The sequence below is a fragment of the Pedobacter sp. AC190 genome (assembly GCF_979258025.1).
The window spans coordinates 2,207,812-2,225,521 of sequence record NZ_OZ409824.1; the positions used below are offsets into that span (position 1 = coordinate 2,207,812).

10 protein-coding genes are annotated in these 17,710 nt (G+C 36.3%); 4 read left to right on the forward strand and 6 right to left on the reverse strand.

From position 1 onward, the window contains the following. Positions 1-150: 150 nt before the first annotated feature. A complete protein-coding gene (locus tag ACZZZI_RS09745) occupies positions 151-897 on the forward strand; it encodes a DeoR/GlpR family DNA-binding transcription regulator (protein ID WP_463489314.1) in 747 nt (248 codons plus the stop codon). Positions 898-1,201: 304 nt separating this feature from the next. Here the strand turns inward: ACZZZI_RS09745 and ACZZZI_RS09750 are convergent, their stop codons facing one another. The 3 genes from ACZZZI_RS09750 to ACZZZI_RS09760 all read right to left on the reverse strand — a co-directional run bounded on the left by ACZZZI_RS09750 (position 1,202) and on the right by ACZZZI_RS09760 (position 6,926). Then, a complete protein-coding gene (locus tag ACZZZI_RS09750; RefSeq protein WP_463489315.1) occupies positions 1,202-2,506 on the reverse strand; it encodes a RagB/SusD family nutrient uptake outer membrane protein in 1,305 nt (434 codons plus the stop codon). Between the two features lie 19 nt (positions 2,507-2,525). After that, positions 2,526-5,663, reverse strand: a complete 3,138-nt coding sequence (locus tag ACZZZI_RS09755) for a SusC/RagA family TonB-linked outer membrane protein (protein ID WP_463489316.1) — start codon at positions 5,661-5,663, stop codon at positions 2,526-2,528. A gap of 66 nt (positions 5,664-5,729) precedes the next feature. Then, a complete protein-coding gene (locus ACZZZI_RS09760; protein WP_463489317.1) occupies positions 5,730-6,926 on the reverse strand; it encodes an anhydro-N-acetylmuramic acid kinase in 1,197 nt (398 codons plus the stop codon). Positions 6,927-7,081: 155 nt separating this feature from the next. Here ACZZZI_RS09760 and nagB point away from each other — a divergent pair, with 155 nt between their 5' ends. After that, positions 7,082-9,007 carry a glucosamine-6-phosphate deaminase gene (nagB, locus tag ACZZZI_RS09765; protein ID WP_463489318.1) on the forward strand — a complete coding sequence of 642 codons (1,926 nt, stop codon included), beginning with the start codon at positions 7,082-7,084 and terminating at the stop codon, positions 9,005-9,007. A 201-nt stretch (positions 9,008-9,208) separates the two neighbouring features. Beyond that, positions 9,209-10,288, forward strand: a complete 1,080-nt coding sequence (locus ACZZZI_RS09770; protein WP_463489319.1) for an acyltransferase family protein — start codon at positions 9,209-9,211, stop codon at positions 10,286-10,288. Here ACZZZI_RS09770 and ACZZZI_RS09775 read toward each other — a convergent pair whose 3' ends face one another. Beyond that, positions 10,289-11,833: a glycoside hydrolase family 10 protein gene (locus ACZZZI_RS09775; RefSeq protein ID WP_463489320.1), complete on the reverse strand. Its 1,545-nt coding sequence runs from the start codon at positions 11,831-11,833 to the stop codon at positions 10,289-10,291. It abuts the gene before it with no gap. 206 nt (positions 11,834-12,039) lie between these two features. Between ACZZZI_RS09775 and ACZZZI_RS09780 the strand changes: the two genes are divergently transcribed. Beyond that, the gene (locus ACZZZI_RS09780; protein WP_316754674.1) at positions 12,040-12,942 is read left to right on the forward strand and encodes an oligosaccharide--protein glycosyltransferase subunit 2; all 903 of its coding nucleotides are present in this window, start codon (positions 12,040-12,042) and stop codon (positions 12,940-12,942) included. Positions 12,943-12,953: 11 nt separating this feature from the next. On the opposite strand, the gene ACZZZI_RS09785 is transcribed toward ACZZZI_RS09780, so the two are convergent. Then, positions 12,954-16,679 carry a sensor histidine kinase gene (locus ACZZZI_RS09785; RefSeq protein ID WP_463489321.1) on the reverse strand — a complete coding sequence of 1,242 codons (3,726 nt, stop codon included), beginning with the start codon at positions 16,677-16,679 and terminating at the stop codon, positions 12,954-12,956. 90 nt (positions 16,680-16,769) lie between these two features. Continuing rightward, positions 16,770-17,651, reverse strand: coding sequence for an ACP S-malonyltransferase (gene fabD, locus ACZZZI_RS09790; protein ID WP_463489322.1), 882 nt, complete (start codon positions 17,649-17,651; stop codon positions 16,770-16,772). Positions 17,652-17,710: the final 59 nt, after the last annotated feature.

Genomic DNA, 17,710 nt, shown 5'->3' on the forward strand with positions numbered 1-17,710 from the left:
ATTATTTAGCTAATATGATAAATGTTTTTTATTAAATGAAACAATTTAACAAACTATTTACTAGGCCGAAACAAAATATAATTGCACAAAACCGCAAAAACACGCAAATAATTAAAATAATTTTTACATTAGCGTAAACCAATCACAACTATGCTGAAAAAAGAACGCCATGATTTTATCATGCGACAAATCAATCTGCACAATCGGGTGCTCACATCCGATTTAGTTCAATTGCTAAATGTTTCGGAAGATACCATCCGAAGAGACTTACAAGAACTTGTTGATCAGGGCCGTCTTTTTAAAGTGCATGGGGGTGCTTTATCGAAATCTTATCATTCATCGTTCGATGATAGCACGGTATATGCAAGAGACAGTAAAATTGTTATCGCAAAAAAAGCAACAAGCCTAATAAAAGATGGCATGGTTGTATTAACTGGTGGCGGAACAACCATCCTGGAGTTTGTAAAACAGCTACCAGAGAATCTGGAAGCCACTTTTTTTACGCTTAGTCCGCTTGTAGCAGTAGAACTGGCAAAATACAACAATATTGAAGTGATTTTAATAGGAGGACTTTTCTCTAAAACCTCTCAAATTACTTATGGTGGTCATGTTATTGGTCAACTATCCGATATTAAAGTTGATTTATGCCTGATGGGAACAAGCGCAATTCATCCAGAAGAGGGGTTAACAGACACCGACTGGGAAATTAATCAATTGAAAAAAGCGATGTTGGCTGCTTCAAAAAAATCAGCTGTGCTATGCATTTCAGAAAAACTCGACATTTCGTTGAGGTTAAAAGTTTGCCCCATTGAAAGTATTAGTTATCTCATCACAGAGTTAGATCAAAATGATGAAGCACTTGCTGGTTATCGTGTAAAAAACATTAACATTCTTTAATCAGTAAGGCAGGGGTTGATCATCCCTAATAAAACTCGCATCTATCTTCATAGATAAGCCCATTCATCTGGTGGTTATAGTCGGGGCTTGTTCCAAGTAAAAACAAGAACACTAAATAATAAGTCCGTCTTTTTACGGAAAAACATGGACTTGCTATGGACTTGACATGCACTTGATCCCCACAAAAATACCATCTAACAGGTTTTAGATTAGCATAATAATTAAGCAAAAAAAGGCTGGCTACTATTAAATAATGACATGCAATAAAAACGAAGAGCGCTCGTATTAGGAGCGCTCTTGTTATTTAAAAAGTTGGATCTGCTGGCGTATTTGGGTTATTATCTCTTTCCTGGAAAGGATAAGGGAAAAAATTCCTTTTTCTATCCGTAAGTGGTTGATTAAACCTTCTCATATCTTCAAGTTTTAAACCCGACATATAGAGTTCTATACAGCGGTTTTTATAAATAAGATCTAGCAGTTGTTGTTGTGTATATGTTCCTGTTAAGGCAGGCAAGGCAGCTCCAACTCCGAATGGATCCGCAGCTGCAGTTTTAGTAACAACCTTATTAAGTTCAGTTAATGCACTACTCAAATTCGGCGAAGCCTGACGAGCATAAGCCTCTGCTTTAATTAAAGTAATCTCACCAGGTAAATAAATTGGAAAAGCGGTTGAAACAGCCGCCCCAAAACCATTGATACGTACAGTTGGCGCTGTTGTAGCAGTTGTAGTGTAAAAACCAACACGCTTATCTGCTGCATCTGGAATATTAACACCTGTTAAGCCCAAATTTGCATCCGTTGGTTGAAACACGTTATTTGTTGATGTTGATATTTCAAAAATCGGATTAAGGGTTATGGCATCGAAATTAAAAGATGATTTTTTGGTTAAATCAACCAGGTTTGCGGCAGTCAAAGCCAGCGTATAGTTTCCTGCAAATAACGCATATCTTGCTTTTAAGGCATATAGCGTATTCGTGATATCAATCCCTGCAGGAATTTGTGCTAAAAATGTTGCACTCATTGGATTAGCAGCAATAACTGCAAGTGCATTATCAATAACACCAATTGCCTTATTAAAACCCTCTACACGTGTCACAAAAGAAACATTAGCCCCAATTGAAGACGGAACCTTTTCCCAATATTGAGACATATTGCCAATAGCCATTGCCTTAAAAATACTCGAATAAGCAATTAAACCAGCAGCATAATTTTTGTCCGCTAAAAGTGCCGAGTTAACAATTACATTATCCGCATCGTAAACAATTTTATTTGCATTTGTCCATAAGTTTAGTAAAATGGAATTTGTTCCATCAACAGCGCTACCTCCTGTACTTAATTGCAATTCTGGAATATTTCCAGAATTACGTAAAAGCACTTCATTGGTTACAAATCCATTTGCTGTAATCGAGTTAAAAAGTAAGCCAGGTCTGCTAACCGTATAAACTCTTTGCAAACCAACCGATACACCCGTCAAACCTTTTGATGATGCCAAAACATCGGCAGCAATTGCCCCATTAGGGTCTTTATATTCTTTTTTGCATGAATACAGCACAGACGAGGCTGCAATCATTATCATAAAAGAGAAATATTTTGTTTTGATAATTTCCATAACGATTAATTTTTAAGAATTAAAATTTAGCCTGTAAACCCAAAGAAAATGTGCGAGGAATTGGCACCGAACCAAAATCGATATTTCTTAAAATAGTTGATTGCCCTCCAGAGTTTAACTCTGGATCGTAACCTTTGTAATTATCCCAGCTAATTAAATTTCTGCCACTAACGTTAACCGTTAGGTCTTTTACAAATGAAACTTTACCTAAATTATAGCTCAATGAAATTTCTCTTAATTTAACAAAAGAGCCATCGTCTATCCGCCATTCCTCGGTTGCATAAACACCAGCAATGTAACCTCTTGGTAATTGACCTAAATCTTCTTGTTCTGCAACTTTACCGTTTCCAACACCTTGTCTGGTACGCCAATCTGCGTTCCAAACTTCACCGCCGTGCACAGCATCCAGCTGAATGTGTAAGCTTAGTTTTTTGTAAGTGAAATCATTTACAAAAGATGCTGTATAATCTGGATTTGGATCGCCAAGAACCTTACGTAAAGTTGTACCACTTGGTAAGCCATTAGCATCACGCTGAACCGTGTACGAAGTAGAGGATGTTTGTACACCTCGCTCCAATTGAGGAATGCCTGCTGCGTTTGTCAATAAGCTTCCATCCGCATTGCGGGCAAAGAAAGTACCGTAAAAAACACCAATTGGTTGTCCATCGATAATGGCTACTGGAGCACCTGGGTTAGTTGAAAGCAATCTTAAACCGCCAGTACCAACGGCCTTATTTCTATTGCGGTTAAAAATTACAGTTGTGTTCCAGCTGAAATCTTTAGTTTTTAATGGCACACCACTAACCATTAACTCGAAACCACGATTACGAATTGAGCCTGCATTATCTAGTAAGCTAGAGAAACCAGTTGTTGGCGCAACCACCACTGGGATTAATAAATCCTTCACATTTTTATTGTACCAGCTAAATGTTAAGCTTAAACGGTTATTAAAAAAACCCATATCGGTACCTACTTCCAGTTCTTTCTGGCGCTCTGGCTTAACATTTGTGTTAGCCAACTGTCCACTCGAAACAAGAGAAATTTTTCCTACATAAGAACTTGAAGTATATTCATTATAACGATCGTATGGACCAATACCAGTTAAATTACCCGATTCGCCATAGGCAGCTCTAACTTTAAAGGCATTCCACCAAGAACTAACGCCAAAATCCTTCCAATAATCTGCAGATGATGGCACGTAACTGATATTCCCCTTTAAATAATATTGAGTACGGTTATCTTCACCAAAAACAGTAGATTGATCTACACGTACTGCTCCTGTTACGAATAAATGATCCTTGTATTTGAAGTTTTGTTGCAAATATGCACCAGAAATAGAAAATTCTGACCGTCTATCATTGTTTGGCAAAATTGAACTTGCACCATTAACTGTTTCTACAAAAGGCGCTAAACCTCTTCCATTAAGTAAGCTGTATAAATCTTTTTGATACTGATATGAGCCACCTAATTGTGTAGTAGAACTTAAAAGCGACGTTAATTTAGCATCGTAAGTAAAGTTTAGCTCATTGTTAAACAAAGTTGTAGTTGCATTTGCAGCACTAGCATAACCATTAAGTGATGGATCTAAAGTAGCACCACCCCCATAAAAGCCTGTACTTACATTGTAGGCAAATGGCGGTATAAATGTTGTACCATTCTGAATGGTATTATCAACACCCATTGTATAATCTACCGTTAAGTTCTTAACAGGATTTAGCTTTAAACCTGTGTTTGCAATAATGCGATTAGAAAACTGACGTTGCTTAATATCTTCAATAACAGAAACTGGGTTAACACGACCCCGCTCACCAACAGCTAGTAAATTACCCAGTGCATCTCTTGCAAAAATATCGTGGAAGTTACCAATTATGGTTACTGAGTTCATTGGCGAAAAGAATGAATTTCCATCAGGTTTTTCATTTGCGTCGCTATGTACGTAATTGAAGCCTGCTGTCATTCTAGCCCAGTTGTTAATTTTCTGATCTAAATTTGCTCTGAAATTATATCTGGTAAAATCGGTATTTTTTATAATACCCTGATTTTTGAAATAACCCGCCGAAGTATAAAATTTTGTATTATCGTTACCTCCAGATACAGAAACCGAATTATCAGTTCCAACACCTGTTTGAAAAATATAGTCTTGATAATTATAACGTGTTACTGGAGTTGTATTGGTTAATAACACTGCAGGATTACCAACCGTTTGAATAATATCTTGAGTAAAATCGTTAACAGAACCACCAAATTTAAGTGGCGCTTGGTTAACCTCTATTTGTTTTCTAAGTTCGCTAATGGTTAAGCTTGTATTGAAACTTACCTGCGTTTCTCCGGTCTTTCCTCTTTTAGTAAAAATTTGAATTACGCCCGCGTTTGCTCTTGAACCGTAAATAGCTGCCGCAGCTGCGCCATTTAAAATCTCAATGTGGTCAATATCTGATGGACTAATATCAACCATTCTATTTTGCCCAATAGAGCCGACAAAATTATTACCATCATAATTTCCAGAGGTATTGGTTACTCTGGTCGTAGAATTGTTTGCAATAACACCATCAATAATGTAAAGTGGCTCAGAAGAAGAATAAACAGAACTAATACCTCTTAACCTTACCGACATGCCACCAGCAGGGTCACCATTGTTTTGACTAATTTGAGCTCCAGGAGTTTTACCTTGCAAAGAAGATAAAACATTACCACTTGGTGCTTTATTTAAATCATCACCTTTAACTGTACTCACATAACTACCAAGTTGTTTTCTTGTTGTTCCTTGCGATGTACCTGTTACAATTACTTCATCCAAACCAACAGCATCACCAGTTAAAGCGCCGTTTAATTGCACCTGATCACTACTGCCCAAATCAACTGTTTGGGTTAATGTTTTATAGCCAACATAAGAAATTTGTATCTGATATTTGCCTGCCGATAAATCTACAGCAAAACTGTAACTTCCATTGGCCGTTGTGCTGGTTGTTAAACTCGTATTTAAAATTTTGACAACAGCTCCAGGAATTGGGTCTTTTGTTGCGCCTTCTGTTACTTTTCCAGTAATGTTATACCGTTTATTTTGTGCGCTTGCTATTTCTGTAAACAATAGCAACAGAAGTGGAATCATCAAAATTGCAAAAAATCTTGATGACCATTTGAGGTAAATTTTTTCCATAAAATTAGGATTTAGTGAAGATTAGATAAAAACAAATTTAGTAAAATCCCCAACAAACAAAATATTTTATTCAGGAAGGCTAATCTTACCCATGCAAATAGACGGTACCCCTTGTCTCTCACCAAAGTTTATTTGGCCTCCGCAAAGCGTTTCATTTGCAAGCACAGCAAAAAGAACAGCTTCCTTAGCATCTGGATGTATATTTAAATCGCTGGTTGTTGAAAAAATACAATTCGGCAATTTTGATTTTAATAAACGAACAAGCAAGGGATTATGCATCCCACCTCCACTCATAAATATGTAGGCAGATGCATCATTTCCAAAGCATTTTTTAATTGCATTTGAAATTGTTTCTGCCGAGAAATGACACAAAGTTGCCATCACATTTTCTTTTTCTATGTTTTCTGTTGATGATTTTTTTTGGGCGTTTACCAGATAATCAAGATTAAATAATTCAGGACCAGTGGTTTTAGGAAAGCCAACTTCAAAAAAATCACAATCGAGCAATGTAGATAACAGCTCCCTGTTTAGTTCGCCAGCTAGAGCAGTTGTGGCGTTTTTATCGTAAAACTGATTATAGTGTTGTTGCATATACTGGTCCATTAAGGTATTGCCTGGGCCAACATCAGTAGAAAAAATTTCATTGGCATTTAAAGAACCTGGCAAGTAAGTAAAATTAGCAATGCCCCCAATATTTAACATTACACGATCTTCATCTTGTTTAGAAAACATTAAAAAATCGCCATAAACAGCTAATGGTGCGCCTTCACCACCTGCCGCCAAATGCTTTTGCCTGAAATCAGAAAGTGTGATAATTCCTGTTTTAACTGCAATATGATCACCATCGCCAATTTGCAAGGTTCCGTTTGGATATTCATCCATTTTGTGCAAAGATTTTGGTGCATGAAAGATAGTCTGTCCGTGGCTGGCAATAAAATCAACATCTTCATTTTTATAACCCCATTCGTTCAATGCTTCATTTATCAATGCTGCATGAACATGGGCAATGTGTTCATTCATTAAGCAAACTAATTGTAAATCGACTTGTCTTTTGGAAAATACTGCTTTTATTTTTGCTCTAAAGTCATCAGAAAAATCACCTGTTTTAAATTCTAAAACCTCAATATTTGTTTTTATCCCACTTCCTGTTACACTGCAAAGTGCAATATCTAAACCATCCATAGAGGTGCCGCTCATTAAACCAATAATTAAGCGTTTTGCTTTATTTGCTTTAGTATATAGTTTTTCTATCTGAGGGTTCATAAGTGAGTGATTTTTAATCAAAACAATCAAACGTTTGTTTTGGGCTTTAACCTAATTTTTGATAAATAGTTGCAATAAAAGTAAATAACCTTTGTTAAAATCGGGCATAACTAGTTATATTTACTGCTCCGTACATCATAATCCATACAAAAAAAATGGCAAGATTAAATCTACTGGAGGAAACGCGCTTCGAGAAACTCCCTGTGAGCGTGTTTGAAAATCCAAAAATTGCTTCTGTTAATGTTGCGCAACGCATTGCGGCTCTTATCAAGACAAAACAAGCAAACAACACACCTGCCGTACTGGGCTTAGCAACAGGTGTTACCCCAATTGCAGTTTACGCCGAACTGGTTAGACTGCACAAAGAAGAGGGTTTAAGTTTTAAAAACGTAATTACTTTCAACCTGGATGAGTACTATCCAATGCAGCCAAATGCGGCGCAGAGTTATGTTACCTTTATGAACGAAAACCTGTTCGATCATATCGATATCGACAAGAACAATGTACACATTCCAGATGGAACGTTGGCATTGGAAGACATTCCTGCATTCTGCTTAGATTACGAAAAGAAGATTGGAGATTTAGGCGGCCTGGACATTCAAATTTTAGGTATTGGTCGTACTGGTCACATTGGTTTTAACGAACCAGGTTCTGCTCCAAATTCTGGAACACGTTTAGTTACACTTGATGATTTAACAAGACGAGATGCAGCCCGCGATTTTGGTGGAAAAACTTTTGTACCAACAAAAGCTATTACCATGGGTATTGGCACGATCTTCAAAGCAAGAGAAATTATCTTAATGGCCTGGAGCCGTAAAAAGGCTTCGATTATCAAAAAGGCAGTTGAGGGCGAAATCTCTGGGGATGTTCCTGCAACTTACCTTCAATTATCAGATAATGTTGAGTTTATTCTCGATGCACCTGCCGCATCAGGATTAACCCGCTTTAATACATCTTGGCTGGTTAAGGATTGCATCTGGACCGAAGATTTTATTCGTAAAGCGGTAATCTGGTTAGCAAACACACTAAAAAAACCAGTTTTAAAATTAACTGAAGACGATTACAATAATAATGGTATGGCACAGCTGGCAACCGAAAAAGGACCCGTTTACAATATCAATATCCACATTTTTAACAAATTACAACACACCATAACAGGTTGGCCAGGTGGCAAACCAAATGCCGATGATTCTCAACGTCCTGAAAGGGCAGAGCCTGCTAAAAAACGGGTAATTATTTTCTCTCCACATCCTGATGATGATGTAATTTCAATGGGGGGTACCTTTATCCGCTTGGTAGATCAGAAGCACGATGTTCACGTTGCTTATCAAACATCTGGTAATACTGCTGTTTGGGATGATGATGCTTTACGATTTGTAGAATTTAATGTAGATTTTACAGAAAAAATGGGCATGGATAATTCACACCTAAAAGATCTTTATCAAAAGATGAGAACTTTTATGGAGCAGAAAAAACCAAACCAGGTAGATACGCCAGAGATTCAAACGGTGAAAGGATTGATTAGAAAAGGTGAAGCAATTGCTGGTGCTCGTTATTGTGGTTTAGAAGATGACCATATTCACTTCCAGGCGCTTCCTTTTTACGAAAGCGGAAAGAATCAAAAAAACCCTGTTACGAATGCTGATATCGACTTAACAGTTGAGTTATTGCAAAAAGTAAAACCTCATCAGGTTTTTGCAGCTGGCGATTTTGAAGATCCACACGGCACTCATATTGTATGTTTCAACATTATATTGGCGGCGCTTAATCGTTTGCGTAAAACTGAAAGTTGGGCGCAAGATTGCTGGTTATGGATGTACCGTGGTGCATGGCAAGAGTTTGACACACATGAAATCGAAATGGCGGTGCCAATTAGTCCGCAAGAGCTGGAGCGTAAGAAATATGCTATTTTCAAACACCAAAGTCAAAAAGATAGAGCTGTTTTCCCTGGTGATGATGCTAGAGAATTCTGGCAAAGGGCTGAAGACAGAAATCGTGAAACAGCTATGGCTTACGATGAACTTGGTTTAGCAGAATATGAAGCAATGGAAGCCTTTGTTCGCTGGAAATTTGAGGATTAAAAGCTACAGTATATAAATAAGGAAATCCTGCTTTGTTAATTCAAGGCAGGATTTTTTGTTTCCTTCTACCACATCGAATTATTTCTCATTATAAAAACAATATTCTAAATTAGTTCCTCAAACTAACCCATCCTGATAATGACCCAGCCTAAACAACGATTACTCTCTTTAGATTTTTTAAGGGGTCTAACAGTAGCCGCCATGATTTTAGTTAACAATCCTGGTAGCTGGGGCCATATTTATGCACCTTTAGAGCACGCAGAATGGAATGGCTGCACCCCAACCGACTTAGTTTTTCCTTTCTTTCTTTGGATAGTAGGTGTATCGATTGCATTTGCAATGAGTAGCAGTAAAGCAGATCCATCAACACATAAAAAGACAATTATTAAGGCCATAAAACGGGGTTTAATATTATACTTTTTGGGGTTTTTCCTTGCTATTTTTGGAAAGCTGATTAACGATCCTGCTCATGCCTTACAAACTGTAAGGTTATTAGGGGTTTTGCAAAGAATTGGAATCGTTTTTATAATCAGTAGTATTATCTTTTTAAAGGCAAGTCAAAAAACAATATTTAAAACCCTCATTCTAATCCTTTTTATTTACTGGATATTAATGACATTGGTTCCTGTGCCTGGAGTTGGTTATCCGAATATGGAAAAAGAAACCAACCTTGCCGCCTGGATTGATAGAGGCGTATTAACTGAAGCACATACCTGGGCATCATCAAAAACCTGGGATCCAGAAGGTGTTTTAAGCACTTTACCTGCAGTTGGAACTTGCCTTTTTGGCATTTTAGTTGGGATATGGATGCGAAGAAAAGACGTAGATAACGCCACAAAAGTGGCCTGGTTATTTAGCGCTGGCATTGCTACAATCGTTTTAGGTTTACTTTGGGATTTACAGTTTCCGATCAATAAATCTCTATGGACAAGTTCTTACGTTTTATATGCTGGTGGCCTGGCTTCAGTTGCATTAGCGCTCTGCTATTGGATTATTGATGTTCAAGGTTATAAAAAATTCACTACACCATTTGTTGTTTATGGTGTAAATGCGATAACCGTTTTTTTCCTTGCGGGATTAATGCCAAGACTGCTCAATTTAATTCAGGTAACAAAACCTGATGGAAATAAAACGGGCATATTGGTTCGCTTTTACGAAACCTGTTATACACCGTTTTTTTCGCCAATAAACGCATCGTTAGTTTGGGCAATAACCTATGTACTTGGTTTCTATATTTTACTTTACTTTATGTACAAAAAGAACATCATTATTAAGGTGTAATTACTCCTTTGCTAAAGGAATTTCTACACCAACAGGGCCACTAGGTTCGCTTTCATTTTTCAAGCGATCTAATGCGGTAACTAAATAACTGTATCGTCTTCCACTTTCAACTGATGTATCGATAAAAGAAAGAAAATCTTCAAAGCTAATTTTTAGGATGTTTTTAGGATCTAATACGGATATCTTTTCTCCTTCTGCAAATCGGTAAATAACAAAGCCTGAAGCAGTTTCTCCGTCTTTAGCTTTCAAAGGCATCAGCCATTTCAAATGCACCCCATCTTTCTTGGCATCGGCAGTTAAAGCTTGCGGTTCATTTGGGGGTGTTTCATCCAGCCAGGGCATTTGTGGTGGCAAAGCTGGGTATTTATATAAATCTGTTTTTAGCGAATCTGCAACTGATCTGGCGACTGTACTTAACGATTTGGATGAGAAAAATACACTTCCCTGAACCCGATTATTATCCCTTAATGTTCTGATTTGATTCGGAATTTCAGAAAGATTTCTCCATGCCATTTCTGCTTTCGAATTGACTAAATAAGCACCATGACCGATGTAAACATGTCTTCCGTATGCGTTATTACCCCACCAATCTAACAATACGCCAAACGGTGCAACTTTTCTGGTAAATGTGAAATAAATCTGTGGATTGATATAATCTACCCAACCCTCTCTTACCCATTTTCGGCTATCGGCATAAAGCTCGGCATAATTAGATAGCCCGCTACTGGCCGAACCTTCTGCATCTTCATATTTATTACGCCAAATACCAAATGGACTTATTCCGAACTTAACATATTTCTTATAATGATGGATACTATCATCAACCATTTTAATTAAAAGATCCACGTTATTACGTCGCCAATCTTTTATATTCGAGATGTTATTCGGATTTTTATAAAAGGTATCACCATCGTTTATTTTTTGTCCTGCAATTGGGTACGGATAAAAATAATCGTCAAAATGTATTCCATCTACATCATAATTTTTTACTACGTCCAAAATAACCTGAGTAATGTATTCTCTAACCTCTGGAATACCAGGATCGAATTGTTTTTTCCCACCGTAGGTAAAAAACCATTCTGGGTGTTTTTTAGTAATGTGATCGGCGCTTAGAGGTGTTACACTATTCATACTTGCCCGATAGGGATTAAACCAGGCGTGCAATTCCATTCCTCTAAAATGTGCCTCTTTTATCGCGAATGCTAGCGGATCGTAACCATCAGCAGGAGCAATGCCTTGTTTACCCATCAACCACTGGCTCCATGGTTCGCGAGATTTAGCATAAAAAGCATCGGCGGCTGGCCTTACTTGTAACAATATTGCGTTAATTCCTTGACTTTTGTGACGCTCTAGAATCCCAATTAGTTCCTGTTTTTGCTGATCACCGGTTAAACCAGCTCTCGAAGGCCAGTCTATATTCGATAAAGTAGCTATCCAGACACCTCTAAACTCTCTTTTTGGTGCAATTTTTGTTAATGATTGAGCATTTAATATATAGGGTAGTATTGTTAAAGATAAAAGTGCGTATAGAAAGTTTTTAAGCATTATTTCTGTTAGTTATTTTATTAGAAATGTTAATCTGTTTAAATTATAATACAATTTGAACATTAGCAATTAAACGATTTTTTTTAAAAACTCATATATGTTTATTAAAAATTTTAATTTGCGCCGCATTTACTCATACCTGATTGTTACCATTTACCTGTGAAGACATAAGTATATTAAACTGAAACGAAAGAGCATTATTAAAAATGGAATCACAAAACGTTAATAAAGGCGATAGAAATAAAATTTACTTCCTTATCATTGTTATCGCAGCATTAATTGGTACAAACGGATATTTATTTTTCAAAGATAAGCAACAAGGCGAAAGGCTGGTAACGGTAAGCACCGAAAAAGATAAACTTAGGCTAGAGGTAGAAAAAATTGAAGTAGAACTAGATAAGGTTAACGCACTTAACCTTGATTTAAATGACAAGCTGCTTGACGAGCAGAAACTAGCGAGAGAAAAAATAGCAGAATTAAAGCTCGCACTCGAAAAAGGACAAATTACCCAGGATGAGCTAGACAAAGCACAAACACAAATAAATGAGTTAAAGGTTTTTATTAAAAACTATAACGATCAAATTATCCAGCTCCAAAAAGAAAATATTTTTTTAAAAACAGCGAGAGATAGCCTTGAAAATTCAGTTAAAAATGCCAACGATAAGGCAAACAATTTAGCTGCCGAAAACTCTAACTTAAATGCAAAAGTAAAAGTTGCCGCAGCATTAAAAGTTCAAAATGCTGAAATTATTGCCTTTAGAACAAAATCTAGTGGCAAGAAGATTGAGGTAACCAAATCATCTACAGCAGAAAAATTAAGCATTCGTTTCAACGTTACTCCAAACGAACTTGCAGAAAAAGGGCATCATAATGTATTTTTGAGAGTTTTCGATCCTGCTGGAAATCTTTTGGCAAATGAAAACAATCGTTTCGAAGCCGACGGACAGGAAATGCAATTTACCCACTCTGTTTTTATAAATTACAATAACGACAATAGTACCTTCACAATTGATTGGGCTAACCCTAAACCTTATATTAAAGGCATTTACACGGTTATTCTCTACACAGACGGCACAACAATGGGCAAAGCCCAACTGGAGTTAAGATAAACTTCGTCCATTTAAACTAAAGGGAAATTCAAATAGAAAGTTGTTCCTTTTCCTATTACCGATAAGAAACTGATATTGCCGCCAGCATTTTCAATTGCTTGTTTAACAAAAGCTAAACCTAAACCTGTGCCCGAAGTTTTGGTTGTAAAATTTGGAACAAATATTTTATCGTGTAAAATCGCAGGAATACCTTTACCGTTATCGGCAATTTCTATGTAGGCATTTCGGTTATCGTTATAAACCAAGATATTTATAATGCACTGCCCGTCTCCGTCATTTGCTTCTATAGCATTTTTAAACAAGTTGTTAAAAGTACGCAACAACTGATCACGATCGGCTTCAATATAAATGTTAATCTCAGATTTGTTAGTAACAGTTATATCTACATTTTCAGCGCTTTTAAAAACCTCTCTTGCTTGCTCAATAATAGCCAGAACTGGTGTTTGCTCTAGCTTGGTATCGGGCATTTTAGCAAAGTTAGAAAACTCGGAAGCAATTTTAGATAGGCTATCAATCTGCTCGATAAAAGACTTGCTAAACTTATTAAATTTCAGCTCAAAATTTGGGTCTTTCTCTTTCCACGATTTCTCTAATAACTGAACGCCTAATTTAAGCGGTGTTAATGGATTTTTAATTTCGTGGGCTACTTGTTTAGCCATTTCTCTCCAGGCATTCTCACGTTCCGATTGAGCGAGTTTAGTGGCACTATCCTCGAGTGCTGCAATCATGCTGTTGTATTCTTTGATCAGAGAACCAATCTCATCGTGCCTACGCCAAACTATTGGTTCATTTCTTTGTCCGATTTTTGTACGACTGAAGCTTTCTTGTAAAAAAGTTAAAGGATTGGTAATTTGATTAGCCAGGAACACTGCAAGCACACCAATTGCAACAAAAACCAACGCATAAAGGTTGATTAGGTTACTTACAAAAAGAGCGATTTTATCTTTATACTCATCCTCGTTAGAATAATTAGGCAAACCTATATAAGCTATGGTTCTATTCTGTGCATTTCTAATAGGCGCATAAGCCGCAGCATAAGTCAGGTTACCAATCTTTTCTTCCTGATTTATAAATTCCGAACGTTGAAGTCCATTTAGATTCAAATAAGCTTTTGCACCCATTTTTCGCCCTATAATTTTAAAATTATAAAGTTTAGGATAGGTGGTCATTATTACATTGCCTTTAGTATCATACAGGGTTAAATCGGCATTATTAACATCAGCAAAATTATTAAAATCGGCTATGGAATTTTCATCAGCACTTATTTTTCCATTATTAAAAATTTGCTTCTCAAAGTTCTGCTGTACCTTTCTAATCTTATCTTTAATTAAAACATCCTGTTGGCCTCTGTATTCGTTGTTCATGTACAAATAAGTTGTCCAGCCGACTACTAATAAGGTAGCGACAACTGTTAATACAATCGAAACCTGAATACGGGTTTTGTAAAGGATTTTGTTCGCATTAATCATTAATGAACGGTTAATACTAAACCATCCCACCCGATCATCATCGAGATTTTTAATGAGCCAAACTAAACCATAAAGAATAATACAGAATATAATAAACACTAAAAAAAAGAAGGAAAGTGCTGCTAAACGTTCTACATACCCAACCTTTTCTTTACTTATTACAACCATTTTATTGGGCGTAGGTTTAAAAACAAGGTGGCTGTAGCGCAACACATCATCGCTTGTGGTTACAAAATCATCTAACTTACCTTTAAAAATGCTCCCGTTTAAAGGATACGTGTAAGCACCAGACTGGTTAAGTAATTTGTTGTTATTGTATAGGGCAATTGAATATCCTTTAAACTCTTCATCCTTACCATATTTTTGCTCAGCCAAAAGATCGGGCAAACGGTTATTATAGTTATAAGGCTTAGATCGAAGCTCTATAATCAAGGTTCCTAACAGGTTATTATCTTTTAAAACGGGTACTATACCAAAATAATCCTGGTAGCCAAAAGTGTTATTAATTTGATAAAAAAAGTTAGAAGCTTCGATTTTAATTGAGCCCGATTCAACTAACTTTTTATACTTTTCAATAGGCGCAGCACCCAAATTATTTAATGCCGTTTCGAATTTATTGTAATCATAGATATTATAATCGTAGCGGTTTAAATAACCATCCAAATAGCCACGAATGTGGTTCTTTAATGTAGCAAAATTTGCTGTTCCCTTGGTAAAGTATTTTACTAAAAATTCATCTTCGAGCAGTTGTCGTTCTAATTTACCCAAGGCAATAATTGCATTTGGATCTTCTGATGACTGTACTTTTCTTGCTAACAACTCCCGTTCGCTACGCTCTTTAATATCTTTATACTTGATATATTTAATGGAAGTATTGAAAGCAAGACAGAAAAACAGAATCGCCAATAAGCCAACAGAAAAGTGTTTCTCGTTTAAGTAAGATAGCCTGGCAATGATAAATAGAGCCAACGCGTAAACAATAAAGAAAGCAGTAAAATCATTTACAAGCCGATAGACAAAAACACCAGCAAAGCCAATTAAAAATAGAATTAGTCGCTCCCTATTGGTTACATTTAATTGTTTACTAACCTGGATCGAAACTATGGTAATGATATAAATCTGAAACCATACCAAACACAAAATCACTATACTTACCCAGCTATTACCACTAAGTTTTAAAATATTGATGATATCGAAATTGATTTTAGAATTGTTTATCAACCCAAAAAACAGATCATCAACAAAGAATGCTATAATACCTACATGTGCAAGTAAAAGAGCATGAATTAAAATGCCTAACCATTTGCTTTCACTTACCCACTTACCAAACTTATATTGCTCCTTATGGTTGTAAACAAATAATAGCCACCAGGTTCCAGCAACAACGTTCATTAATAAATCGCCCAAAGAGGGTATTAAATCGCTATTTGCATAAATTTTAGGGTCGAATAATTCTAAAGGGAAATGATGATTGAACCACCCATACTTAACATCTGTTAATCTACCGATAAGAAAAAAAGCAAGAAACAACAGGCTTCCAAAAACTAAATATCCTTTACGGGCAATTAAAGAACATAGCGAATTAAAGAACATACAGATGCAAAGAATGCCAGCAACAAAAAGCCACAACTGCGTCTGCGAATAATAATCATCGGCATAACCTGGTTTAACCTTTAATCCAAAAAGAAAAGTATTATCGCGACTTCTAATTGAGTATACATCTTTATCATTATAAGATGATAGGGTTATAATTTTTGAATCGGATAAAAGCCCATCCATGTCATTCTTGAAATATTTATTTTCAGGAACAGCATATTGAGATTGAATAGAAATTAAAAATATCAGCGTGAAATCGCCATCAGTTTTTTTAACAACCTCATACCATCCGTTAGAAAAAAACAACACAGAGCTGCCTTCTTTAATCGATGATGGATTGATATCAGAAATCTTGATTGTACTCCAGAACTTTAAAACATTATTTTGAAAAGTTTGAAGATTAATACCATTTTTTCGATAAAACTCAAGAAAATCTAAGCTTTTTTGAGCGTTCTCTCCAAAATGTTTTGCCTGTGCAATCTGCACTTTATCTGAAAGAAAATCATTTACAATTTCTTCCTTTACTAGAAGATTTTCCTGAACTTTCTTAGCATCACGTTCTAAAAGTTCATCTTTTGTTGTAAACCGACTTAATGAGAGGGAGGTTGCAATGAGACAGCAACCCAAAACAAGCAATAGAAATCTTATTTTTACACCAAAGCTCAATTTCATCGATTTTGATAAAGATATTAAATATTGATAAAAAACAACGCCATAAACAGCTTTGTTTATGGCGTTGAAACTAATTATTTTTTAGGATATTTAAGCAACATTTGCGCTACCAGTTGTAACCTCGCGACTTACTTTTTTAACTAAACCCTGCAAAACATTTCCTGGTCCAACTTCTATAAATTCTGTAGCACCACCTGCCAACATATTCTCAACGGTTTGTGTCCAACGTACAGCACCTGTTAATTGTTTGATTAAGTTTTCTTTTATCTGGGCTGGATCTGTATATGGTTTTGCATCAACATTTTGATATACAGGACAAATTGGCGCCGAAATATTAGTCGATTCGATTGCAGCTTGTAATTCTATTTTAGCTGGCTCCATTAACGGAGAGTGGAATGCACCACCAACATTTAGCTTTAAAGCTCTTTTTGCACCTGCTTCTGTTAGTTTGGCACATGCTAAATCAATCCCTTCTATACTACCAGAAATAACCAACTGACCAGGGCAATTGTAATTTGCAGGCACAACAACTGCGTCAATTTCTGCGCAGATTTTTTCTACCACATCATCAGCCAAGCCTAAAATTGCTGCCATTGTAGAAGGTTGTGCTTCGCAAGATTTTTGCATTGCATTTGCACGGGCAATCACAAGTCGTAATCCATCTTCAAAGCTTAATGCATTTGCCGAAACCAATGCCGAGAACTCGCCCAAAGAGTGGCCAGCAACCATATCAGGTTTAAAATTATCGCCTAAAACTTTGGCTAAAATAACCGAATGCAAAAAAATTGCTGGTTGTGTTACATTAGTTTGTTTTAACTCTTCATCAGTTCCAGCGAACATAATATCACTTATACGGAAACCAATAATCTCGTTTGCTTTTTCAAATAATTCTGCTGCTTGTGGGTTCTCGTAAAGATCTTTACCCATGCCTACAAATTGTGCTCCCTGTCCAGGAAAAATATATGCTTTCATATTCTTTAAATCTCCTTAAGGAGAAATTAAATGTTTAGTTAATATTATTAATTACAGTT

What these genes read in the sequence shown, in the direction of transcription:
- ACZZZI_RS09745 (WP_463489314.1), top strand. Translation starts at nt 151, where the DNA reads ATGCTGAAAAAAGAACGCCATGATTTTATCATGCGACAAATCAATCTG.
- ACZZZI_RS09750 (WP_463489315.1), bottom strand. Translation starts at nt 2,506, where the DNA reads ATGGAAATTATCAAAACAAAATATTTCTCTTTTATGATAATGATTGCA.
- ACZZZI_RS09755 (WP_463489316.1), bottom strand. Translation starts at nt 5,663, where the DNA reads ATGGAAAAAATTTACCTCAAATGGTCATCAAGATTTTTTGCAATTTTG.
- ACZZZI_RS09760 (WP_463489317.1), bottom strand. Translation starts at nt 6,926, where the DNA reads ATGAACCCTCAGATAGAAAAACTATATACTAAAGCAAATAAAGCAAAA.
- nagB (WP_463489318.1), top strand. Translation starts at nt 7,082, where the DNA reads ATGGCAAGATTAAATCTACTGGAGGAAACGCGCTTCGAGAAACTCCCT.
- ACZZZI_RS09770 (WP_463489319.1), top strand. Translation starts at nt 9,209, where the DNA reads ATGATTTTAGTTAACAATCCTGGTAGCTGGGGCCATATTTATGCACCT.
- ACZZZI_RS09775 (WP_463489320.1), bottom strand. Translation starts at nt 11,833, where the DNA reads ATGCTTAAAAACTTTCTATACGCACTTTTATCTTTAACAATACTACCC.
- ACZZZI_RS09780 (WP_316754674.1), top strand. Translation starts at nt 12,040, where the DNA reads ATGGAATCACAAAACGTTAATAAAGGCGATAGAAATAAAATTTACTTC.
- ACZZZI_RS09785 (WP_463489321.1), bottom strand. Translation starts at nt 16,679, where the DNA reads ATGAAATTGAGCTTTGGTGTAAAAATAAGATTTCTATTGCTTGTTTTG.
- fabD (WP_463489322.1), bottom strand. Translation starts at nt 17,651, where the DNA reads ATGAAAGCATATATTTTTCCTGGACAGGGAGCACAATTTGTAGGCATG.